The sequence below is a fragment of the Tahibacter harae genome (assembly GCF_024437735.1).
Lineage (GTDB): Bacteria > Pseudomonadota > Gammaproteobacteria > Xanthomonadales > Rhodanobacteraceae > Tahibacter > Tahibacter harae.
The window spans coordinates 47,004-65,079 of sequence record NZ_JANFQO010000014.1 but is presented as its reverse complement, the minus strand read 5'-3'; the positions used below and the strand labels follow the sequence as shown (position 1 = coordinate 65,079).

Annotated in this window: 12 protein-coding genes; 11 read left to right on the top strand and 1 reads right to left on the bottom strand. The window is 68.1% G+C overall.

The features are described from left to right. The first annotated feature begins 121 nt into the window (after positions 1-121). From NM961_RS15265 to NM961_RS15245, 5 genes are all read left to right on the top strand, one after another. Positions 122-607 carry a hypothetical protein gene (locus NM961_RS15265; RefSeq protein WP_255915270.1) on the top strand — a complete coding sequence of 162 codons (486 nt, stop codon included), beginning with the start codon at positions 122-124 and terminating at the stop codon, positions 605-607. Between the two features lie 111 nt (positions 608-718). Then, positions 719-1,117, top strand: a complete 399-nt coding sequence (locus tag NM961_RS15260; protein WP_255915269.1) for a BlaI/MecI/CopY family transcriptional regulator — start codon at positions 719-721, stop codon at positions 1,115-1,117. A gap of 29 nt (positions 1,118-1,146) precedes the next feature. Further along, positions 1,147-2,874, top strand: coding sequence for a TonB family protein (locus tag NM961_RS15255; protein ID WP_255915268.1), 1,728 nt, complete (start codon positions 1,147-1,149; stop codon positions 2,872-2,874). A 303-nt stretch (positions 2,875-3,177) separates the two neighbouring features. Beyond that, positions 3,178-3,864, top strand: a complete 687-nt coding sequence (locus tag NM961_RS15250) for a response regulator transcription factor (RefSeq protein WP_255915267.1) — start codon at positions 3,178-3,180, stop codon at positions 3,862-3,864. 9 nt (positions 3,865-3,873) lie between these two features. Further along, entirely contained in the window at positions 3,874-5,184 is a 1,311-nt protein-coding gene (locus NM961_RS15245) for a sensor histidine kinase (RefSeq protein WP_343231922.1), read from the top strand. Between the two features lie 232 nt (positions 5,185-5,416). Here NM961_RS15245 and NM961_RS15240 read toward each other — a convergent pair whose 3' ends face one another. Next, positions 5,417-6,340 (bottom strand): branched-chain amino acid transaminase, encoded by a 924-nt coding sequence (locus NM961_RS15240; RefSeq protein WP_255915266.1) that lies wholly within the window; start codon positions 6,338-6,340, stop codon positions 5,417-5,419. 307 nt (positions 6,341-6,647) lie between these two features. Here NM961_RS15240 and NM961_RS15235 point away from each other — a divergent pair, with 307 nt between their 5' ends. From NM961_RS15235 to NM961_RS15210, 6 genes are all read left to right on the top strand, one after another. Next, the gene (locus NM961_RS15235; RefSeq protein WP_255915265.1) at positions 6,648-14,990 is read left to right on the top strand and encodes a beta strand repeat-containing protein; all 8,343 of its coding nucleotides are present in this window, start codon (positions 6,648-6,650) and stop codon (positions 14,988-14,990) included. Between the two features lie 141 nt (positions 14,991-15,131). Further along, positions 15,132-15,644, top strand: a complete 513-nt coding sequence (locus NM961_RS15230) for a phage tail protein (RefSeq protein WP_255915264.1) — start codon at positions 15,132-15,134, stop codon at positions 15,642-15,644. Between the two features lie 10 nt (positions 15,645-15,654). Beyond that, a complete protein-coding gene (locus tag NM961_RS15225) occupies positions 15,655-16,158 on the top strand; it encodes a phage tail protein (protein ID WP_255915263.1) in 504 nt (167 codons plus the stop codon). 12 nt (positions 16,159-16,170) lie between these two features. Beyond that, positions 16,171-16,695 (top strand): phage tail protein, encoded by a 525-nt coding sequence (locus tag NM961_RS15220; protein ID WP_255915262.1) that lies wholly within the window; start codon positions 16,171-16,173, stop codon positions 16,693-16,695. A 223-nt stretch (positions 16,696-16,918) separates the two neighbouring features. Further along, a complete protein-coding gene (locus tag NM961_RS15215) occupies positions 16,919-17,557 on the top strand; it encodes a hypothetical protein (protein WP_255915261.1) in 639 nt (212 codons plus the stop codon). Further along, a complete protein-coding gene (locus tag NM961_RS15210; protein WP_255915260.1) occupies positions 17,554-18,066 on the top strand; it encodes a GNAT family N-acetyltransferase in 513 nt (170 codons plus the stop codon). Before NM961_RS15215 ends, NM961_RS15210 begins: the two co-directional genes overlap by 4 nt. Positions 18,067-18,076 lie beyond the last annotated feature (10 nt).

Below are 18,076 nucleotides of genomic sequence, written 5' to 3'. Positions count from 1 at the left end.
GAAAGTCATCGTTGACAGGATTTGCAACCTTGCCTAGCATCGGTCCGCCGCTGTCTTCCGTTACGCGCGACGGTGTGCAGGGGGCGCAGTTCAATCTGACGGTCGAGACGGAGTGTCAAACGTGAAACGTATAGCCAAGTTCGCTGTTGTAGCGTTCAGCCTGTTCCTGTCGTTCAATGTCTGCGCGGCGGAGAAGAAACTGGATCCCGCCCTGCAGGCGACGAACAAGGAAAAGTTCGAAGACCAGTCCGCCGCGATCCGGCAGCAGATGAAGACCGGCGGCCGCTGGGAGTTCGTCAACGCGCAGGAGCGCGGCCAGGTCGAAGCCCGCCTGGATGAAATCGCCGGCCTCATGGCCAAGGTCAACACGGTCGAGGAGCTTTCCGAGGACGACCGCCTGAAGATGTATGTGGCACAGGAAGACGTCAACGCGATCCTGACCAAGAAAGACGGCCGCCGCCTGATCTGCGAAAGCACCGCGCCGACCGGCTCCAACCGCAAGGTCAAGGTGTGCATCACCTACGCCGAGCGCGAGCGCAACCGCAAGGCGACCTCCGACCAGATCTTCCGCAACAAGCGCGACGGCGACAACCTGCAGCGCAAGTAACCAGCGGCTCCCGCGGCGCGGCCGGCCCGCCCGGCCGCCCCGGCAGCCTCTCTTGCCCGGGCGCGGTTCCTGGGGCATGCTGTACGAAGTCATTCGTTGAGCGGGGCTGCCGTGACTATCCGACGCGCATCTGAACTGCCCAAGCCGACCGAGGCCGAACTGGCCATCCTCGGCGTCCTGTGGGAACGCGGCAGCGGCACCGTCCGCGACGTCCACGAAGCCCTCTACGCCAACGACGGCGGCGGCTACACCACGGCGCTCAAGCTCATGCAGGTCATGCACGCCAAGGGCCTGGTCGAGCGCGACGACTCCCAGCGCGCCCACGTGTTCCGGGCGGTGGTCAGCAAGGAACGCACCCAGAAACGTTTTCTTTCCGACATCGTCGACCGCGTGTTCGACGGTTCGGCCTCGCAGCTGGTCCTGCACGCCCTGGGCAGCCAAAGCGCCTCGCGTGAGGAACTCAAGGAAATCCGCCAGCTGCTGAACCGGCTGGATCGGGAGTCGAAGTAATGGACGCCGCCTTCGGGGGAATGGCGTCCGTGCTGCAGCTTATCGGCCTGGTATTGCTGCATTTTCTCTGGCAGGGCGCCCTGGTCGGCGCGGTGTTCGGCCTGCTGCGGCGGGTGCTTGCCGGCGGCCAGCCGCGCTATGTGCTGGGCCTGACCTGTTTCGCGGCGCTGATCGCCGCACCGCTGATTACCGCCTGGCTGCTGCTGGCCGATACGGCCGCGCCGGCCGCTGCCGGCCTGGCCGTGGCGGCGCAGGGTTCCGCGGCGCCGGTGTACGCGCTGCAGCAGGGCGTGCTGCAGCCGTGGATGGATTACCTGCCCTGGCTGGTCGCCTGCTGGGGCGCCGGCGTCGCGGTACTCAGCCTGCGCGCCCTGCTGCACTGGCACGGCCTGAGCCGCCTGATCCGCCGCGGCACGCCGCTGCCGGAATGGGATCAGCGCCTGCGTGCGCTCTGCGCCCAGTTCGGCCTGGGCCGGGTCGGCCTGCTGTATTCGGCCAAGGTGGAGACGCCGACCCTGGTCGGCTGGATCCGTCCCGTCATCCTGCTGCCCGCCGCCGTGGCGCTGGGCTTCCCGGCCGCGCAGATCGAGCTGATCCTGGCGCATGAGCTGGGCCATCTGCGGCGCTGGGACCATATCGTCAACCTGGTCCAGGTCGTGGCCGAGACGGTGCTGTTCTATCACCCGGTGGTGCACTGGATTTCGCGCGATCTGCGCGACCAGCGCGAGATCTGCTGCGACGAACTGGTCCTGCGCATGAGCAAGGCCAATCCGCGCGACTACGTCGCCACCCTGGCCGACCTGGAGCAACTGCGCCTGGACGGCCCCGGCGCGCTGGCCCTGTCGGCCACCGGCGGCGTGCTGCTGGAGCGTGTGCAGCACATCGCCAAGGTGCCGCCGACCCGGCTGGACCTGCGCGCCCCGCTGCGCCTGCTGCCGCTGCTGGCGGTGAGCCTGGCCGTGATCGTGCTCGGCTACGCCCAGCGCGCGGCCTGGGAAAATTCCACCATGCTGGCCCTGCTGGCGCCGCAGCCCCTGCGTGAACTGCTGCTGCGCGAAGCCGCGCCGGTCCAGGTCAGCCCGCTGGCGGTGAACGACATGACCGCCGGCCGCACCCTGCGCCTGCCGCGGCTGCCGCAGCTGGCCGAACCGGCGCCGGCGCCTGTCGCAGCTGCGCCGGTCGAAGCCGTGCCGCTGGCCAGTGCCGCCGCACCGCAGGTGCCGGCGCTGAAGCTGGCGCCGGAAGCCGCCGCGCCGGTCCCGGTCGAGGCCGCCGTCGCAGCACCCGCGCCGGCCGCCGCCGAAACCGCCGCGGCCGAGCCTGCGCCGGCCGCAACCGCGCCGGTCGCCGAGAAGATCACCCTGCGCGATCCCATCGCCGCCCACGCCGTGCAGCCGGCCTATCCCGAGCGCGCCCTGCTGCGCGGCGTCGAGGGTACGGTGCGCCTGTCCTACAGCCTGGATGAGGACGGCCGCGTGACCGACGTGCGCGTCGAGCAGCACGCGCCGGAATCCCTGTTCGACACCGCCGCCGTCACCGCGCTGAAGAAGTGGCGCTTCGTGCCGGGCAGCTTCGAGGCCGGCTCGCGCCGCTATTCGCGCCTGTTCGTGTTCGCCCTGCAGGGCGCCGGCAGCAAGGCTGGCTTCGCCGAGGACGGGGTGGATCCGAACGAATGCCGCATGGTCACTGGCACCCGTATCTGCCGCCGCCCGGGCGATGTCGCCCAGGTCGAGCTGGAAGCCGCGGCGCTGGACTGAACCGGATACGCCGCTGTCTTCGCCATTTAACATCAGCCTCAAGGCCACTTAACAGCGATTTAAGCCTGACCTTCCTACCATCACTGCCACTGTAATCCTGCGAACACTCCTGGTCAGGTCGTGACTAGCAGACTACGGTAATCGGGGCAGTAGCTATTTGGCCCAAGTGAGGTGTGTTCCCCCAATGACACCTCCTTGGGCCAATCTTTTATGGCCTTCCCTCGCCCTCTCCGGCCCCCGACCTCTCCTGCCTGCCCCTCCCGGCGCATCCCTTTCGGAAACGGAGTTCGTTAAGCTAGGCCTATGCGCGTACTTGTGATCGAAGACAACCGGGATATCGCCGCCAACGTCGGTGATTACCTTGAGGACAAGGGCCACGTGGTGGACTTCGCCGGCGACGGCGTCACCGGCCTGCACCTGGCCGTGGTCAACGAGTTTGACGCCATCGTGCTGGATCTCACCCTGCCCGGCATGGACGGGCTGGAAGTCTGCCGCAAGCTGCGCCAGGAGGCGCGCAAGCAGACCCCGGTGCTGATGCTGACCGCGCGCGACGCGCTGGATCACAAGCTGTCCGGCTTCGACTCCGGCGCCGACGACTACATGACCAAGCCCTTCGCCCTGCAGGAGCTGGAAGCCCGCCTGCTGGTGCTGGCGCGCCGCGGCAAGGGTCCGCAGAGCCGCGTGCTGCAGGTCGCCGATCTCAGTTTCAACCTGGATACCCTGACCGTCACCCGCGCCGGCAAGCAGATCCCGCTCAATCCCATCGGCCTCAAGCTGCTGCAGTTCCTGATGGAGGCGAGCCCGTCCGTGGTCACGCGCCAGGACCTGGAACACCGCGTCTGGGGCGAGGAACTGCCCGACAGCGATTCCCTGCGCGTACATATCCACGGCCTGCGCGCCGCCCTGGACAAGCCTTTCGACAAGCCGCTGATCCAGACCCGCCACGGCATCGGCTATCGCATGGCCGATCCGGACGCGGCCGGCAGCTGATCCGGCTTGGTGGTCCGTCAGGGCATGCGCTATCGGCGCCGGTTACGCAGTCGCATCGTCATTTCCTTCGGCCTGTTCGGCATGGCGTTGACCGCGCTGTTCGCCCTGGCCGTGATCGGCCTGCGCGGCAAGCTGGAAGACCAGCTGATCAACGCATCGCTGCAGGATGGCGTGAACAAGTTCCTCGACTTCAAGCGCCAGCACCCGGAGGAGGGCGCCCAGTTCCCGTTCTCGCCGGTGACTGCGCTGATCGTCAGCGAACGCAAGTTCGCCAACGTGCCCTTTGCCTGGCAGAAATACGGCACCGGCGTCTACGACATACGCGAGCCCGACGAGCACGGCCGCGAGCGGCCGTACAAGCTGGCCGTGCGCAAGGAATCCGATCTGTGGGCCTTCTACCGCTATGACGTGGCCAAGGAGGAACTGGGCGAGCGCCAGCTCATCGCCGCCCTGCTCGGTGCGGTCATCGTGTTCTCGCTGCTGGCCTTCGTGCTCGGCTTCTGGTCGGCGCGGCGAGTGATGCGGCCGGTGGCCGACCTGGCCGGACGCCTGCGCGCGTTCAAGAACGGCGCGCCGGCGGAAGACCTGGCCTCGCACTATGCCAACGACGAAGTCGGCGAACTGGCCGCGGCATTGGACGACTACCGCCGCCGCCTGACCGAAATGGTCGAGCGCGACCGCGAATTCAACGCCGACGTCAGCCACGAACTGCGCACGCCGCTGGCGGTGATCTCCACTACGGTCGAGCTGCTCTCGGCCGCGCCCAATCTCACCGACAAGGTGCGCGACCGGCTCAAGCGCATCGAGCGCGCCTCGCGCCAGTCCACCGAACTCACCGAAGCCCTGCTGCTGCTGTCGCGGCGCCAGCGCGAGGCGCCCAGCGATGGCGAGACCACCGACGTGGCGCGCGTGGCCGAGCAGGTGATCGAGGTCAACCGCACCCACCTGGCGAACAAGCCGGTCGAGGTGGTGCTGGACGTGGAAGAGCCGCTGGAAGTGGTCGCGCCGTCCTCGGTCGTCGCCGTGGCGCTGACCAACCTGGTCGGCAATGCGTTCAAGTACACGCCTGCCGGCGAGGTGCGCGTGCGCATCGGCGACGGAAAAGTCGTGGTCGAGGATTCCGGTCCCGGCATCAAGCTGGAAGATGCCGAGCGCCTGTTCCAGCGCGGCTACCGCGGCGAAGGTGCCTCCGGCAAAGGCGCCGGCCTGGGTCTGGCCATCGTGCGGCGCCTGTGCGAACTGTATGACTGGAAAGTGTCGCTGCGCCCGCGTCCCCAGGGCGGGGCGGCGGCGACGCTGGATTTCCGTCTGCGCCGCTGAGGCGGGGCAAACGATCTTCCCGCGCTGCGGCGGCGCTGTCCCGCTCACATCGCTTCGCGCTTGCGCGCTGCGCCGGGTCCGGCACGCGCCTCGTCAACCGCGCCGGGCCGTGCCTGCCTCACTTGCGCAGGCCGCGCCGGCAGACAGATGCGGCGTCCCTGGTGCGGCAGCGCACAGCCTCCTCGTTTCCGCGCCGGCGGCGTACCTTGCAGCGTGCCGCCGGCGGCGTTTTTCAGGCGTCCAGCGGCTCCAGCCAGCCGTACTTGTCGGGCGTCTTGCCCTGGAACAGGCCGAAGAACAGTTCCTGGATGCGGCCGGTCAGGGCGCCGGGCTTGCCGTCGCCCACCGGCTTGCCGTCGACCGAGCGGATCGGCGTGATTTCCGCCGCCGTGCCGACCATAAACAGCTCGTCGCACAGGTACAGGTATTCGCGCGGCAGGTCGCGCTCGACCACGGCGATGCCGTTGTCGCGCGCCAGCGTAATCACCGAATGGCGGGTGATGCCATTGAGGATGGCGCTGGCCACCGGCGTGGTATGCAGCGCGCCGTCGAACACCAGGAACAGGTTCTCGCCGGCGCCTTCGCTGAGCAGTCCCGTGGACGCCAGCGCAATGCCTTCGCCGAAGCCCAGGCGGCGCGCCTCGCGCGCGATCAGCTGGCCCGACAGATAGTTGCCGCCGGCCTTGGCGCCGGCCGGGATGGTGTTGGGTGCGAAGCGCTGCCAGCTCGATACGCAGGCGTCGATGCCGCGTTCCAGCACATCCGGTCCCAGGTAAGGGCCCATTTCCCAGCTCGCCACGGTCACGTCGGTCGGGGTTTCCGCCGAAAGGCCGAATCCGCCCAGGCCGCGATAGGCGAGGGGGCGCAAGTACGCTTTGCGCAGTTTGTTGGCCCTGATCACTTCGCGGCAGGCGGCGTTGATCTCGGCCAGGGTGTACGGCATGGCCATGTCGTAGATCTTGGCCGACTGGAACAGGCGCCTGTTGTGGTCGGTGAGGCGGAAGATCTGCGGCCCGGAAGGCGTGTCGTAGCAGCGTATGCCTTCAAACACCGACGAGCCGTAGTGCAGGGCGTGCGACATGACGTGGGTGGTCGCTTCGGCCCAGGGCTTGATACGACCGTTCTGCCAGATGAATTCGGGGTATTGCATGGCCATGGCGAGGATTCCGGGCGGGCGAAATCCCGAGAGCCTAGCGGCGAGGGCCGGCTTTGCCTAGCGCATAGCCGGATGGAGCGGTTTCACGAAGCTAAACGGCCGTGGCGTTTGGAGAAACTTCTCACAAACGAGACAAATGTTCACGTCCTTGGTTTAGCATAGAGCGCAACACAGTGATTTGCGGGCCAATGAGGGGGAATCCGGCAGGCGTGGGGAGTGCGCCGCCGGCAAGCAGCAACCCGTTGGTCGGCAAGGGAAGTCGGGCGTGCAACGGCCGCCCGCAATCAGTTTGCAAGGGGATGGGTTTATGCGTATCCGGAAAGCGGCCTGGGCGGTCGTCGTATTCCTTCTGGCGTTGTGCGCGGTAAACGCGGCCAGCGCACAGACCTACTCCTACCACATCTATGTAGACGGGGATCTCAACCCGGGCACCGGCTGCACCGTGCCGGCCATCGCCGGTGCGGATTCCCGCCTGGAAGTCGATGTCACCGGCGGCACCGCTCCCCAGGTGGTCGCGGTGCGCCGGGCGCCCTGCCAGTCCGGCAGCACGTTCGGTCCGGGCACCGCCGTCGGCGGCGGCTATCCGGTAGGCCTGAACAACGGCACCAGCGGCGCGGACGTGGTCGAACTGGCCGACGCCATGGCCTCGCTGCAGCTGGGCAACAGCCGCGGTCTGCGCCTGGCGGTGGTCGCCCAGAGCGCCAGCGGCACCGACGAACTCAACGCCGCCGCCGGCGGCGGCCCGATCATCCTCGGCCTGCCGGCCATGCCGGTGCCTTTCCTGTCCTGGCCGCTGCTGTTCGTGCTGCTGGGGCTGATCGCCTTCTACGGCGCGCGGCGCGCCCGCCGCACCGCGGCCTGGCGCGCGCTGTCGCTGTTCTTCGTTGCCTGCGGCATCGCCATCGCGGCGAATTTCGCCGCCGACGGCCAGGTCGGCGACTGGAGCGGCACGCCGCCGCTGGCCGGCGACCCGGCCGGCGACGCCACCAGCGGCGAAAGCGCGATCGACATGGTCAACCTGTTCGGCGCGATCGAGAACGGCCGCGTCTTCCTGCGCATCGACGTGCGCGACCTGCAGAACAACCCGCCCGTCGTGAGCACGCCGGCGGTGACCACGCTGGAAGAAACCCCGGTTACCCTGACCCTCACCGGCACCGACGTCGAAGGCGATCCGATCACCTTCGCCATCGCCACTCCGCCGGCCCGCGGCACCCTGGGCGCGATCACGCCGGTCAATGCGACCACGGCGACCGTGGTCTATACGCCGACCGCCAACCTCAACGGTGCGGATTCCTTCACCTTCACCGGCAGCGACGGCCAGGGCGCCTCGGCGCCGGCCACCGCCGCGATCACGGTCACGCCGGTCAACGATCCGCCGTCTTTCACCGCCGGCGCCGACCAGGCCGTGCCGGAGAACGCCGGCGCGCAGACCGTCAACGCCTGGGCCACCGCGATCAGCGCCGGTCCGGCCGACGAGGCCGCGCAGACCGTGGCCTTCACCGCCAGCGTCGTCAGCACCACCGGCAACCTGACCTTCGCCGCCGCGCCCGCGGTCGCCGCCAACGGCACGCTGACCTTCACCGCGACCAACGGCACCTCGGGCATCGCCACCGTCAGCGTGGTCGCCCAGGACAACGGCGGCACCGCCAATGGCGGCATCGACACTTCGGCCGCGCAGACCTTCGTCATCAACGTCAACGCGATCAACCACGCGCCCAGCTTCACCGCCGGCGCGAACCAGACCTCGCTCGAGGACGCCGGCGCGCAGACGGTCAACGCCTGGGCCAGCGCGATCAGCGACGGCGACGGCAACACCCAGGTCGTCGATTTCCAGATCACCGGCAACACCAACCCGGCCCTGTTCGCGACCGCGCCGGCAGTCTCGCCCACCGGCGTGCTGACCTATACCGCTGCGCCGAACGCCAACGGCACGGCCAGCATCAGCGTAGTGCTGCACGACAACGGCGGCACCGCCTTCGGCGGCTCCGATACCTCGGCGCCGCAGACCTTCACCATCACGGTGACGGCGGTCAACGATGCGCCGTCCTTCACCGTCGGTCCCAACCAGACCGTGTTCGAGAATGCCAGCGCGCAGAGCGTGAACCCCTGGGCCACGGCGATCTCGCCCGGCCCGGCCGACGAAGCCGCGCAGACGCTCGCCTTCGCCGTCACCAATAACACCAATCCCGCGCTGTTCAGCGCCGCGCCGGCGATCTCGCCGACTGGTGCACTGACCTATACCCCGGCCGCCGGCGTCAGCGGCACGGCCACGATCACCTTGCAGCTGGCCGACAACGGCGGTGTCGCCAACGGCGGCGCCGACACCTCGGCCACGCAGACCTTCACCATCACGGTGCAGGGCATCAATCACGCGCCCAGCTTCACCGTCGGTCCCAACCAGACCTCGCTCGAAGATGCCGGCCCGCAGACGGTCAATCCCTGGGCCACCGCGATCAGCGACGGCGACGGCAACACCCAGGCCCTGGATTTCCAGGTCACCGCCAACAGCAACCCGGCCCTGTTCGCCACCGCACCCGCGGTCTCGCCGACCGGCGCGCTGAGCTATACCGCGGCGCCCAACGCCAACGGCACGGCGACCATCACGCTGCTGCTGCATGACAACGGCGGCACCGGCAACGGCGGCATCGACGCCTCGGCCACGCAGACCTTCACCATCACCGTCACCGCGGTCAACGATGCGCCGAGCTTCAGCGGCGGCACCTCGGCCTCGGTGCTGGAAAGCGCCGGCCCGCAGACCTTTGCCAATTTCCACACGGCGATCTCGGCCGGTCCGGCCGACGAAGCCGGCCAGACCCTGAGCTTCACCACCACGGTGACCGCGACCACCGGCAGCCTGGCCTTCAGCGCGGCCCCGGCCGTGGCGCCGAACGGCACGCTGACCTTCACCGCGCAGAACGGCACCTTCGGCACGGCCACGGTCAGCTCCACCCTGCAGGACAACGGCGGCACCGCCAACAGCGGCCAGGACACCTCCGCGGCGCAGACCTTCACCATCACCGTCAACAACGTCAACGATCCGCCGGTGTTCACCGTCGGCGGCGCGCAGACCGTGCTGGAAGACGCCGGCGCGCAGACCGCGGCCGGCTTCGTCACCGGCATCGCCGACGGCGACGACGGCAGCCAGACGGTTAGCTTCACCGTTACCGGCAACAGCAATCCCGCCCTGTTCAGCGCCGGCCCGGCCATCGCCGGCGACGGCACGCTGACCTATACGCCGGCGGCCAACGCCAACGGCTCGGCCACGATCACCGTGATCGCGCAGGACAACGGCGGCACCGGCAACGGCGGCAACGACACCTCGGCGCCGCAGAACTTCACCATCAATGTCACTGCGGTCAACGATGCGCCCAGCTTCACCGGCGGCACTGCCGCCAGTGCGCTGGAAAGCGCCGGCCCGCAGACCTTTGCCAATTTCCACACGGCGATCTCGGCCGGTCCGGCCGACGAAGCCGGCCAGACCCTGAGCTTCACCACCGCGGTGACCGCGACCACCGGCAGCCTGGCCTTCAGCGCGGCCCCGGCCGTGGCGCCGAACGGCACGCTGACCTTCACCGCGCAGAACGGCACCTTCGGCACGGCCACGGTCAGCTCCACCCTGCAGGACAACGGCGGCACCGCCAACAGCGGCCAGGACACCTCCGCGGCGCAGACCTTCACCATCACCGTCAACAACGTCAACGATCCGCCGGTGTTCACCGTCGGCGGCGCGCAGACCGTGCTGGAAGACGCCGGCGCGCAGACCGCGGCCGGCTTCGTCACTGGCATCGCCGACGGCGACGACGGCAGCCAGACGGTCAGCTTCACCGTTACCGGCAACAGCAATCCCGCCCTGTTCAGCGCCGGCCCGGCCATTGCCGGCGACGGCACGCTGACCTATACGCCGGCGGCCAACGCCAACGGCTCGGCCACGATCACCGTGATCGCGCAGGACAATGGCGGCACGGGCAGCGGCGGCAACGACACCTCGGCGCCGCAGAACTTCACCATCAACGTCACTGCGGTCAATGACGCGCCCAGCTTCACCGCGGGCGCCGACCCGGTGGTCAACGAAGACTCCGGCCCGGCCAGCATCGCCTGGGCCACGGCGATTTCCTCCGGCCCGGCCGATGAATCCGGCCAGTCCTTCGGCTTCAACGTCGCCGTCGTGAGCGGCGGCCCGCTGTTCTCGTCGCTGCCGACGGTCTCGGTCGCGGGCCAGCTGAATTTCACTCCGGCCGCGAACGCGAGCGGTACCGCGGTCTTCACGGTCACGCTGCAGGACAACGGCGGCACCGCCAACAGCGGCGCCGACACCAGCGCGCCGGCCACCCTGACCATCACCATCAACGCGGACGACGATCCGCCGGCCGCCGTCAACGACGCCGCCACCGTGACCGAAGACGCGGCCGCGACCGCGGTCAACGTGCTGGCCAACGACACCGATATCGATGCCGGCCCGATCTCGGTCGCCTCGGTCACCCAGCCGCTCAACGGCAGCGTCGTCATCACCGGCGGCGGCACGGGCCTGACCTACCAGCCCAACCCGAACTACTGCAACGCGCCTCCGGGCACGACGCCGGACACGTTCACCTACACCCTGGCCCCGGGCGGCTCGACCGCGACGGTGCTCATGACCGTGACCTGCGTGGACGACGCGCCGACCGCGGTCAACGATTCGGCGACCATCACCGAGGACGATCCGGCCACGGCGATCCCGGTGCTGGTCAACGACACCGATCCGGATGGCGGTCCCATCACCATCACGGCCATCACCCAGCCGGCCAACGGTGTCGTCGCCATCACCGGCGGCGGCAGCGGCCTGACCTATCAGCCGAACGCGAACTATTGCAACGCGCCGACACCGGGCACGCCCGACACGTTCACCTATACGCTGACGCCGGGCGGCAGCAGCGCAACGGTGTCCGTCGCGGTCACCTGCGTCGTCGATCCGCCGGTCGCGGTGGCCGATGCCGCGACAGTTGCCGAAGATGCCGCCGCGACGCCGATCGACGTGCTGGCCAACGACTCCAACCCGGACGGCTCGCCGCTCGCGGTCGCGTCCGTGACCCAGCCGGCCAACGGCACTGTCGTCATCACCGGCGGCGGCACGGGCCTGAGCTACCAGCCCAACCCGAACTACTGCAACACGCCGCCGGGCACGACGCTGGACACGTTCACCTACACCTTGAACCCGGCCGGCCCCACGCCGACCGCGACGGTCACCGTGTCGGTGACCTGCGTCGACGATGCGCCGGTCGCGGTGAATGACACGGCGACGATGCTCGAAGACGCGGCGGCGACGGCCATTCCCGTGCTGGCGAACGACACCGACGTCGACGGCGGACCGAAGGCGGTTGCCTCGGTCACGCAGCCGGCGAACGGCACCGTCGTCATCACCGGCGGCGGCACGGGCCTGACCTACCAGCCCAATCCGAACTACTGCAACACGCAGATCGGCGGCACGCCGGACACGTTCACCTACACGCTGAACCCGGCAGGCGCGACGCCGACGGCAACCGTGTCGGTGACGGTTACCTGCGTCAACGATCCGCCGGTCGTGGTCGCTCCGGCCGCGCTGCCGGTGCACACCAACATCGCCGTCGGCATCAACGACGGCGCCGCCGGCGATCTGCTGGTACTGGCCAACATCACCGATCCGGACAGCAGCAACTTCACCATCGGCACCTCGCCGACGGTGTCGGTCAACGGCGGCGACGTGGCGATCAGCGCCAACGGCGCGTACACCTACAACCCGCCGTCCGGCTTCACCGGCACCGACACCTTCCAGTACACCATCTGCGACGACGGCTCGCCGGTGGCCTGCAGCGCGAACATCACCGTCAGCCTGACCGTGAGCGGCCCGCGCATCTTCTTCGTCGATGACGATGCGGTCGTGATCGGCACGCGCGACGGCACGCTGCTGCAGCCGCTGCAGACGCTGAGCGCGGCGGCGACCGTGGCGACCAGCAGCGGCGACAAGATCTTCGTGTTCTCGGGCAACTACACCACCGGCATCACGCTGGCCAACGGCGTGGAGCTGGCCGGCCACGGCCTGGATGCGGCCACGGTGAACGACTTCGACGCCGAACTGGGCATCACGCCGCCGAGCTATTCGATTGCGCGTCCGCTGGTCGACCAGACGCCGCCCGTCATTACCAATGCCGCCGGCAACGGCATCACCCTGGGCAGCAACAACACGGTGCGCGGCGTGCAGATCGGCAACGTCACCGGCGGAGCCATCGCCGGCACCGGCTTCGGCACGCTGACCGTGTACGACGACGTGCGCATCAACACCAACGGCCAGGCGCTGAACCTCACCAACGGCACCTTCGCCGCCGGTTCCATCGTGGCTGCGCTGAGTTCAAGCGGCGGCGCCAACAATGTCTCGCTGACCACGGTCAACGGCACGGTCGACCTGGGCACGGGCGCGCTGTCCGGCGCCACCGGCACCAGCTTCAACGTCAGCGGCGGCACGGTTGCGGTCACCTATGCCGGCAGCATGAGCAAGACCAGCGCGGGCCTGCTGATCGACGTGCAGAACAAGGCCAGCGGCAACATCACGCTGAGCGGAGCGCTGAGCGCCACCAACGGCACCGGCATCAACCTCAGCAACGTGGACAGCAACTTCACGGCGAGCGGCGTGGTGACCCTGAACGGCGGCGACGCCGGCATCGACATCACCACCAATTCGGCCGGCACGATCAACTTCTCCAATACCGGCTCGGCCATCACCAACCCGACCAACGAAGCCATCCGCATCGACTCGTCCTCGCCGACCTTCACCTACGCCGGCACCATCAGCAAGAACAACACCGGCACCGGCATCCGCCTGAGCAACAACACCGGCGGCACGCAGAGCTACACGGGTGCGATCACGCTGAGTTCGGCCGCGGCCAACGCGATCGATCTCAGCACGAACGGCGCGAGCACGATGAACTTCAGCGGTGCCGTCGGCCTCACCACCACGCTTGGCGACGGCGTGCGCCACCAGACCAGCGGCACGGTGAACTTCTCCGGCGGCCTGACCATCACCTCGGCCAGCGGCGATGGCATCGACGCGACCGGCGGCGGCACCCTGACCGTCACGGCGGGGGGCGCGATCGTCAACACCATCAGCACCACCGGTACCGGCACCTCGCTCAACGTCAACACCACGCAGATCGGTTCCGGCGGCCTGACCTTCCGCAGCATCACCAACAACGGCACCGGTGCGAACGGCATTTCGCTGGTCAATACCGGCACCGGCGCGGGCAACGGCGGCCTGACCATCACCGGCGTGGGCACGACCACCAACTCCGGCGGCACGATCAACAACAAGACTGCGCGCGGTGTGTCGACCAACGGCCTGAAGAGCCTGACCCTGTCGAACATGGGCTTCACCGGCAACGGCACCAACCAGGACGGCGCGGCGACCTGCGGCAACGCATTCGGCGGCACCAACACCAATTGCGGCGCCGCCATCCACATGGTGGCCACCAGCGCCGTCGCCCTGAGCAACGTCGATGTCTCCGGCGGCACGCAGATGGGCATCAACGGCAACGACGTCAACGGCCTGACCATGGACGACGTGACGGTGGCGAATGTCGGCGACGAAAACCTCGAAGATGGCGTGCAGTTCGTCAACCTGCGCGGCACGGTCAACATCAGCAACTCGTCGTTCACGGGCAACTACCACCGCCAGTTCGAGGTGCAGAACCCGAATGCGACCAGCGCGCTGACCATGGCGATCACCAACTCCACCTTCGACCGCGGCATCTACACTTCCACGGCGGCACAGGGCGTGCTGATCGCCGGCCATGGCACTTCGCAGATGACGACCGCGATCAACGGTTCGACCTTCCGCCGCAACTTCGGTACGGCGCTGACGGCCCAGGGCATCGGCAATGCGAACATGACGTTCAACGTCGGTACGACGGTGGCGAACACGTTCACCGATAACTCGCTGGCCCTCCAGTTCCTGACTGACAACGCGGCAACGATGAACGCCACCGCGCAGAACAACACCATCACGGTGAGCGGCACGGTAACCTCGGGCAATACACCGGTGACCTTCCGCAAGGGCACGGGCGCGACGGGGCTGTTCGTGGGCACGTTCAGCAACAACACGATCGGCGGAGCCGCCGTCGACAGCGGCAACAACTGCGCAGGCTGCAACGGCGTCTCGGTCACCAACGAAGGTACCGGCGGCGACATGCGCATGACCATCTCCAACAACACGGTCCAGCACATCCGCCAGCGCGCCGTGGAGGTGATCAGCCAGCTGAACGACACCATCGGGGTCGTGATCACGAACAACCAGTTCCTTTCGCCCGATCCGCCGGTTCCGGCCGGCACGCGCGTCGGCCACGCCGTGTTCGTGCAGTCGGGCAACGACGACGGCGATTCCAGCCAGTTGTGCGCCGATATCCAGGGCAACAACATCGCCGGCACCTGGGACGGCAGTGTCGCGGCCGGCAACATGCGCATGCGCATCAACCCGGCCGAGACGGGCACGGCGCCGCTCGCCAACTTCCGCCTGCGCAATCTTGGCGGCACGGGCACCATCACGGACGTAGTGAACTACCTCAACGGTGCGAACACCAACGCCCAGCCGACGGCGACGACGAACTCGTTTACCTCGTATACCACCGGTACCGCGCCTTGCTTCTGATACAGCGCGCGCAATGAGAATCTGGCGCCGGCTCCGCACGCGCGAGGCCGGCGCCGACGTAACGCGCCGCAGGGACGCGGCGCGCAGCCTGTACGCAGTCGTTCCAATCCGACCACGCAACGCATCACCAGGGGAGGCGTCATGGCAGAGCCATTCTTAGCCGAAGTCCGTATTTTCAGTTTTGTTTTCGCGCCCAAGGGTTGGGCGCTGTGCAACGGGCAACTGCTGCCCATCAACCAGAACCAGGCTCTGTTCTCGCTGCTCGGGACAACCTACGGCGGCGACGGCCGCGTGAATTTCGCGCTACCCGATCTGCGCGGCCGGGTGCCGGTCTACGTGGGCGGCGGCACGGGTTTCACGCTCGGCGAGCGCGGCGGCGAGCAGGCGCATACGCTCACCGCGTCGGAAACCCCGCAGCACACGCATGTCATGGTGTCCACATCGGTTGGTGCGACGACGAATGTGCCGACGGGTTCGACCATCCTCGCCACCGTATCGTCCAGCCTCTACAACGCGCCGGGCGGAGCACTGACGACGCTGCACCCCCAGTCGGTCACCAACATCGGCGGAAGTCAGGCACATCTGAACATGATGCCGTTCCTGACACTGAGTTTCTGCATCGCCCTGCAGGGCATCTTCCCGAGCCAGACCTGAGGAGACGACCATGGCACAACCCTATGTCGGCGAGATCCGCATGTTCGGCGGCAATTTCCCGCCCGCGGGCTGGATGTTCTGCAACGGCCAGATCCTGCCCATTTCCGAGAACGAAACCCTGTTCCAGCTGATCGGAACAACCTACGGCGGCGACGGCGAATCGACCTTCGCCCTGCCCAACCTGCAAGGTCGCGTGCCCTTGCACCAGGGCAACAGCTTCATCCTCGCCGAGTCCGGCGGCGTCGAGAGCGTCACGCTGACGACGCAGCAGATACCGGTCCACAACCACGCTGTCGTCTGCTCCACGGTGCAGGCGCAGAATCCGCAGGGTAAGGATGGCCTGCTGGCCCAGGCGCCGACCGTACAGCCCTATCTGACCGAAGCGCCGGCCGGCCCGATCTCGTCCAAGTCGATCCAACCTGTCGGCGGCAGCCAGCCGCACGAGAACATGCAGCCGTACCTGTGCGTGAGCTTCATCATTTCGCTGTTTGGCATTTTTCCGAGTCCGACCTGAGGGGGGCGAGTCATGGCAGATCCATTCGTTGCGGAAATTCGCATCTTCGGGTTCAACTTCGCGCCGCGCGGCTGGGCGACGTGCGACGGGCAGCTGTTGCCGCTGTCGCAGAACACTGCGCTGTTCTCGCTGCTCGGCACCACCTACGGCGGCAACGGCAAGAGCAACTTCGCGCTGCCCAACATGGCCGGCAACACGCCGATGCATTGGGGCCAGTCGACCACCGGCACGATCTACGATCTCGGCCAGGTCGGCGGTTCGGCGTACGTGACCTTGCTTGAGAGCGAGATCCCGTCGCACACCCATCTGCTGCAGGTGGCCGCCGACATCGGCGATCAGAACGCGCCGCTGAACACGCGTTCGCTCACCACGTCGAACAACGGTCCGATCTACGCGCCGGACAGCTCGGCACCGTCGAACATGGCGTTCCAGTCGCTGGCGCCCTACGGCGGCAGCCAGCCGCACAACAACCTGCAGCCGTACCTCACCTTGATGTTCTGCATCGCCCTGCAGGGCGTGTTCCCGGCGCGGCCTTGATGCCCGGGTGCTGATACCCGGGCGGAACCGGCTCCTGGCCGATTTCCGCCCGGACAGTGAGCAGCGGTAGCACTTTTCCGACGGCCCGCACAGATCGCGGGCCGTCGCATTTGTAAAACCACGTAAAATCGTCGGCGGGGCTGAGCTTCCGCTGCGGGTCTGGGCGCGGGCGGCGTTACAGTCCGTCACACGGCCGGGGTGACGGCCGTTACAGGGGATACGCATGAAACGTCGTGAATTTCTCGGCGCGCCGGTGGCGCTGCTGGGTCTTGGGCTGGCCGCGGGCTACAGCCCGCTTGCCGCAGCGGCCACCGATGCCGCCGCTGCCAGCTTCATCCTGCTGCGCGTGGCCGGCAGCGGCGGGGAAACCGATCTTACCGGCGACCTGCAGCAGGCCTGGCCCCAGCTCGAAGCCAGCCTGGGCGAAGCCCGCATCAACCTGCTTGGCGTAGTGCGCTCGACCGGCAACACCCTGGGCGCCATCGACATCGAATCGGCCTTTTTCGGCGAAGGGCGCGAGGTGAACCTGGCCCTGGTCTACAGCGCCGCCGCCGCCGGCCGCGACAGCGGCAGCCGGCCGATTTCCTTCCTTGCCCAGGCATCCTCGTTCGCCGGCTTCGTGGTTTCGCCGCAGGGCGGCAAGCTGCGCAGCAAGACCGCGCCCAGCGTCAACCTGATCGGCGACGCGCGTGACGGCCGCCTGGTGCCGGGCCACTACATCCTGCTGCACCGGCCGCTGAGCATGGGCCGCTTCAACCTGGCCGAGTACCGCTTCTCCGGCAGCTGGCTCAAGCCGCTGGCGCGGCGCGACCGCAAGCCCGTGACGGCCGATTACATCGTCTTCGCCGTGGATCCCGCTTGAGCGGCGCCAGCCTTGCGCAGCGCCTGCTGCAACAGTGTCCGCAGTTCGGGCTGCGCGGGGAGGCCGACGCCGATACGGCCTTCCTGTGCGCGCTCTACGCCGCCACGCGGCGCGAGGAACTGGCCCACGTGCCCTGGCCGGACGAGGCCAAGCTGGCCTTTCTCGCCGAGCAGTTCCAGCTGCAGCGCGATCACTACCGCAAAAACTACCAGGGTGCGGAATTCCTCGTGGTCGAGGCGGATGGCGAGCGCATAGGCCGCATCTACCTGTACCCGAGCGAGCGCGAAATCCGCCTGATGGATATTGCGCTGGTCGATGCGCGCCGCGGCCAGGGCCTGGGCGCGGCGCTGGTGCAGGGCCTGATGCAGATTGCGCGCGAGGACGGGCGCGAGATCACCCTGCATGTGGAAACCAACAACCCGGCGCTGCGCCTGTACGACCGCCTGGGTTTCCGCCTGATCGAGGAGCGCGGCGTCTACCTGTTCCTGGGCTGGACGCCGCCGGCCTGAACGGCGGCTT

Bases quoted from the DNA above. Each gene is read 5' to 3' on its own strand.
- NM961_RS15250 (WP_255915267.1), top strand. From the start codon at position 3,178: ATGCGCGTACTTGTGATCGAAGACAACCGGGATATCGCCGCCAACGTC.
- NM961_RS15240 (WP_255915266.1), bottom strand. From the start codon at position 6,340: ATGGCCATGCAATACCCCGAATTCATCTGGCAGAACGGTCGTATCAAG.
- NM961_RS15235 (WP_255915265.1), top strand. From the start codon at position 6,648: ATGCGTATCCGGAAAGCGGCCTGGGCGGTCGTCGTATTCCTTCTGGCG.
- NM961_RS15230 (WP_255915264.1), top strand. From the start codon at position 15,132: ATGGCAGAGCCATTCTTAGCCGAAGTCCGTATTTTCAGTTTTGTTTTC.
- NM961_RS15225 (WP_255915263.1), top strand. From the start codon at position 15,655: ATGGCACAACCCTATGTCGGCGAGATCCGCATGTTCGGCGGCAATTTC.
- NM961_RS15220 (WP_255915262.1), top strand. From the start codon at position 16,171: ATGGCAGATCCATTCGTTGCGGAAATTCGCATCTTCGGGTTCAACTTC.
- NM961_RS15215 (WP_255915261.1), top strand. From the start codon at position 16,919: ATGAAACGTCGTGAATTTCTCGGCGCGCCGGTGGCGCTGCTGGGTCTT.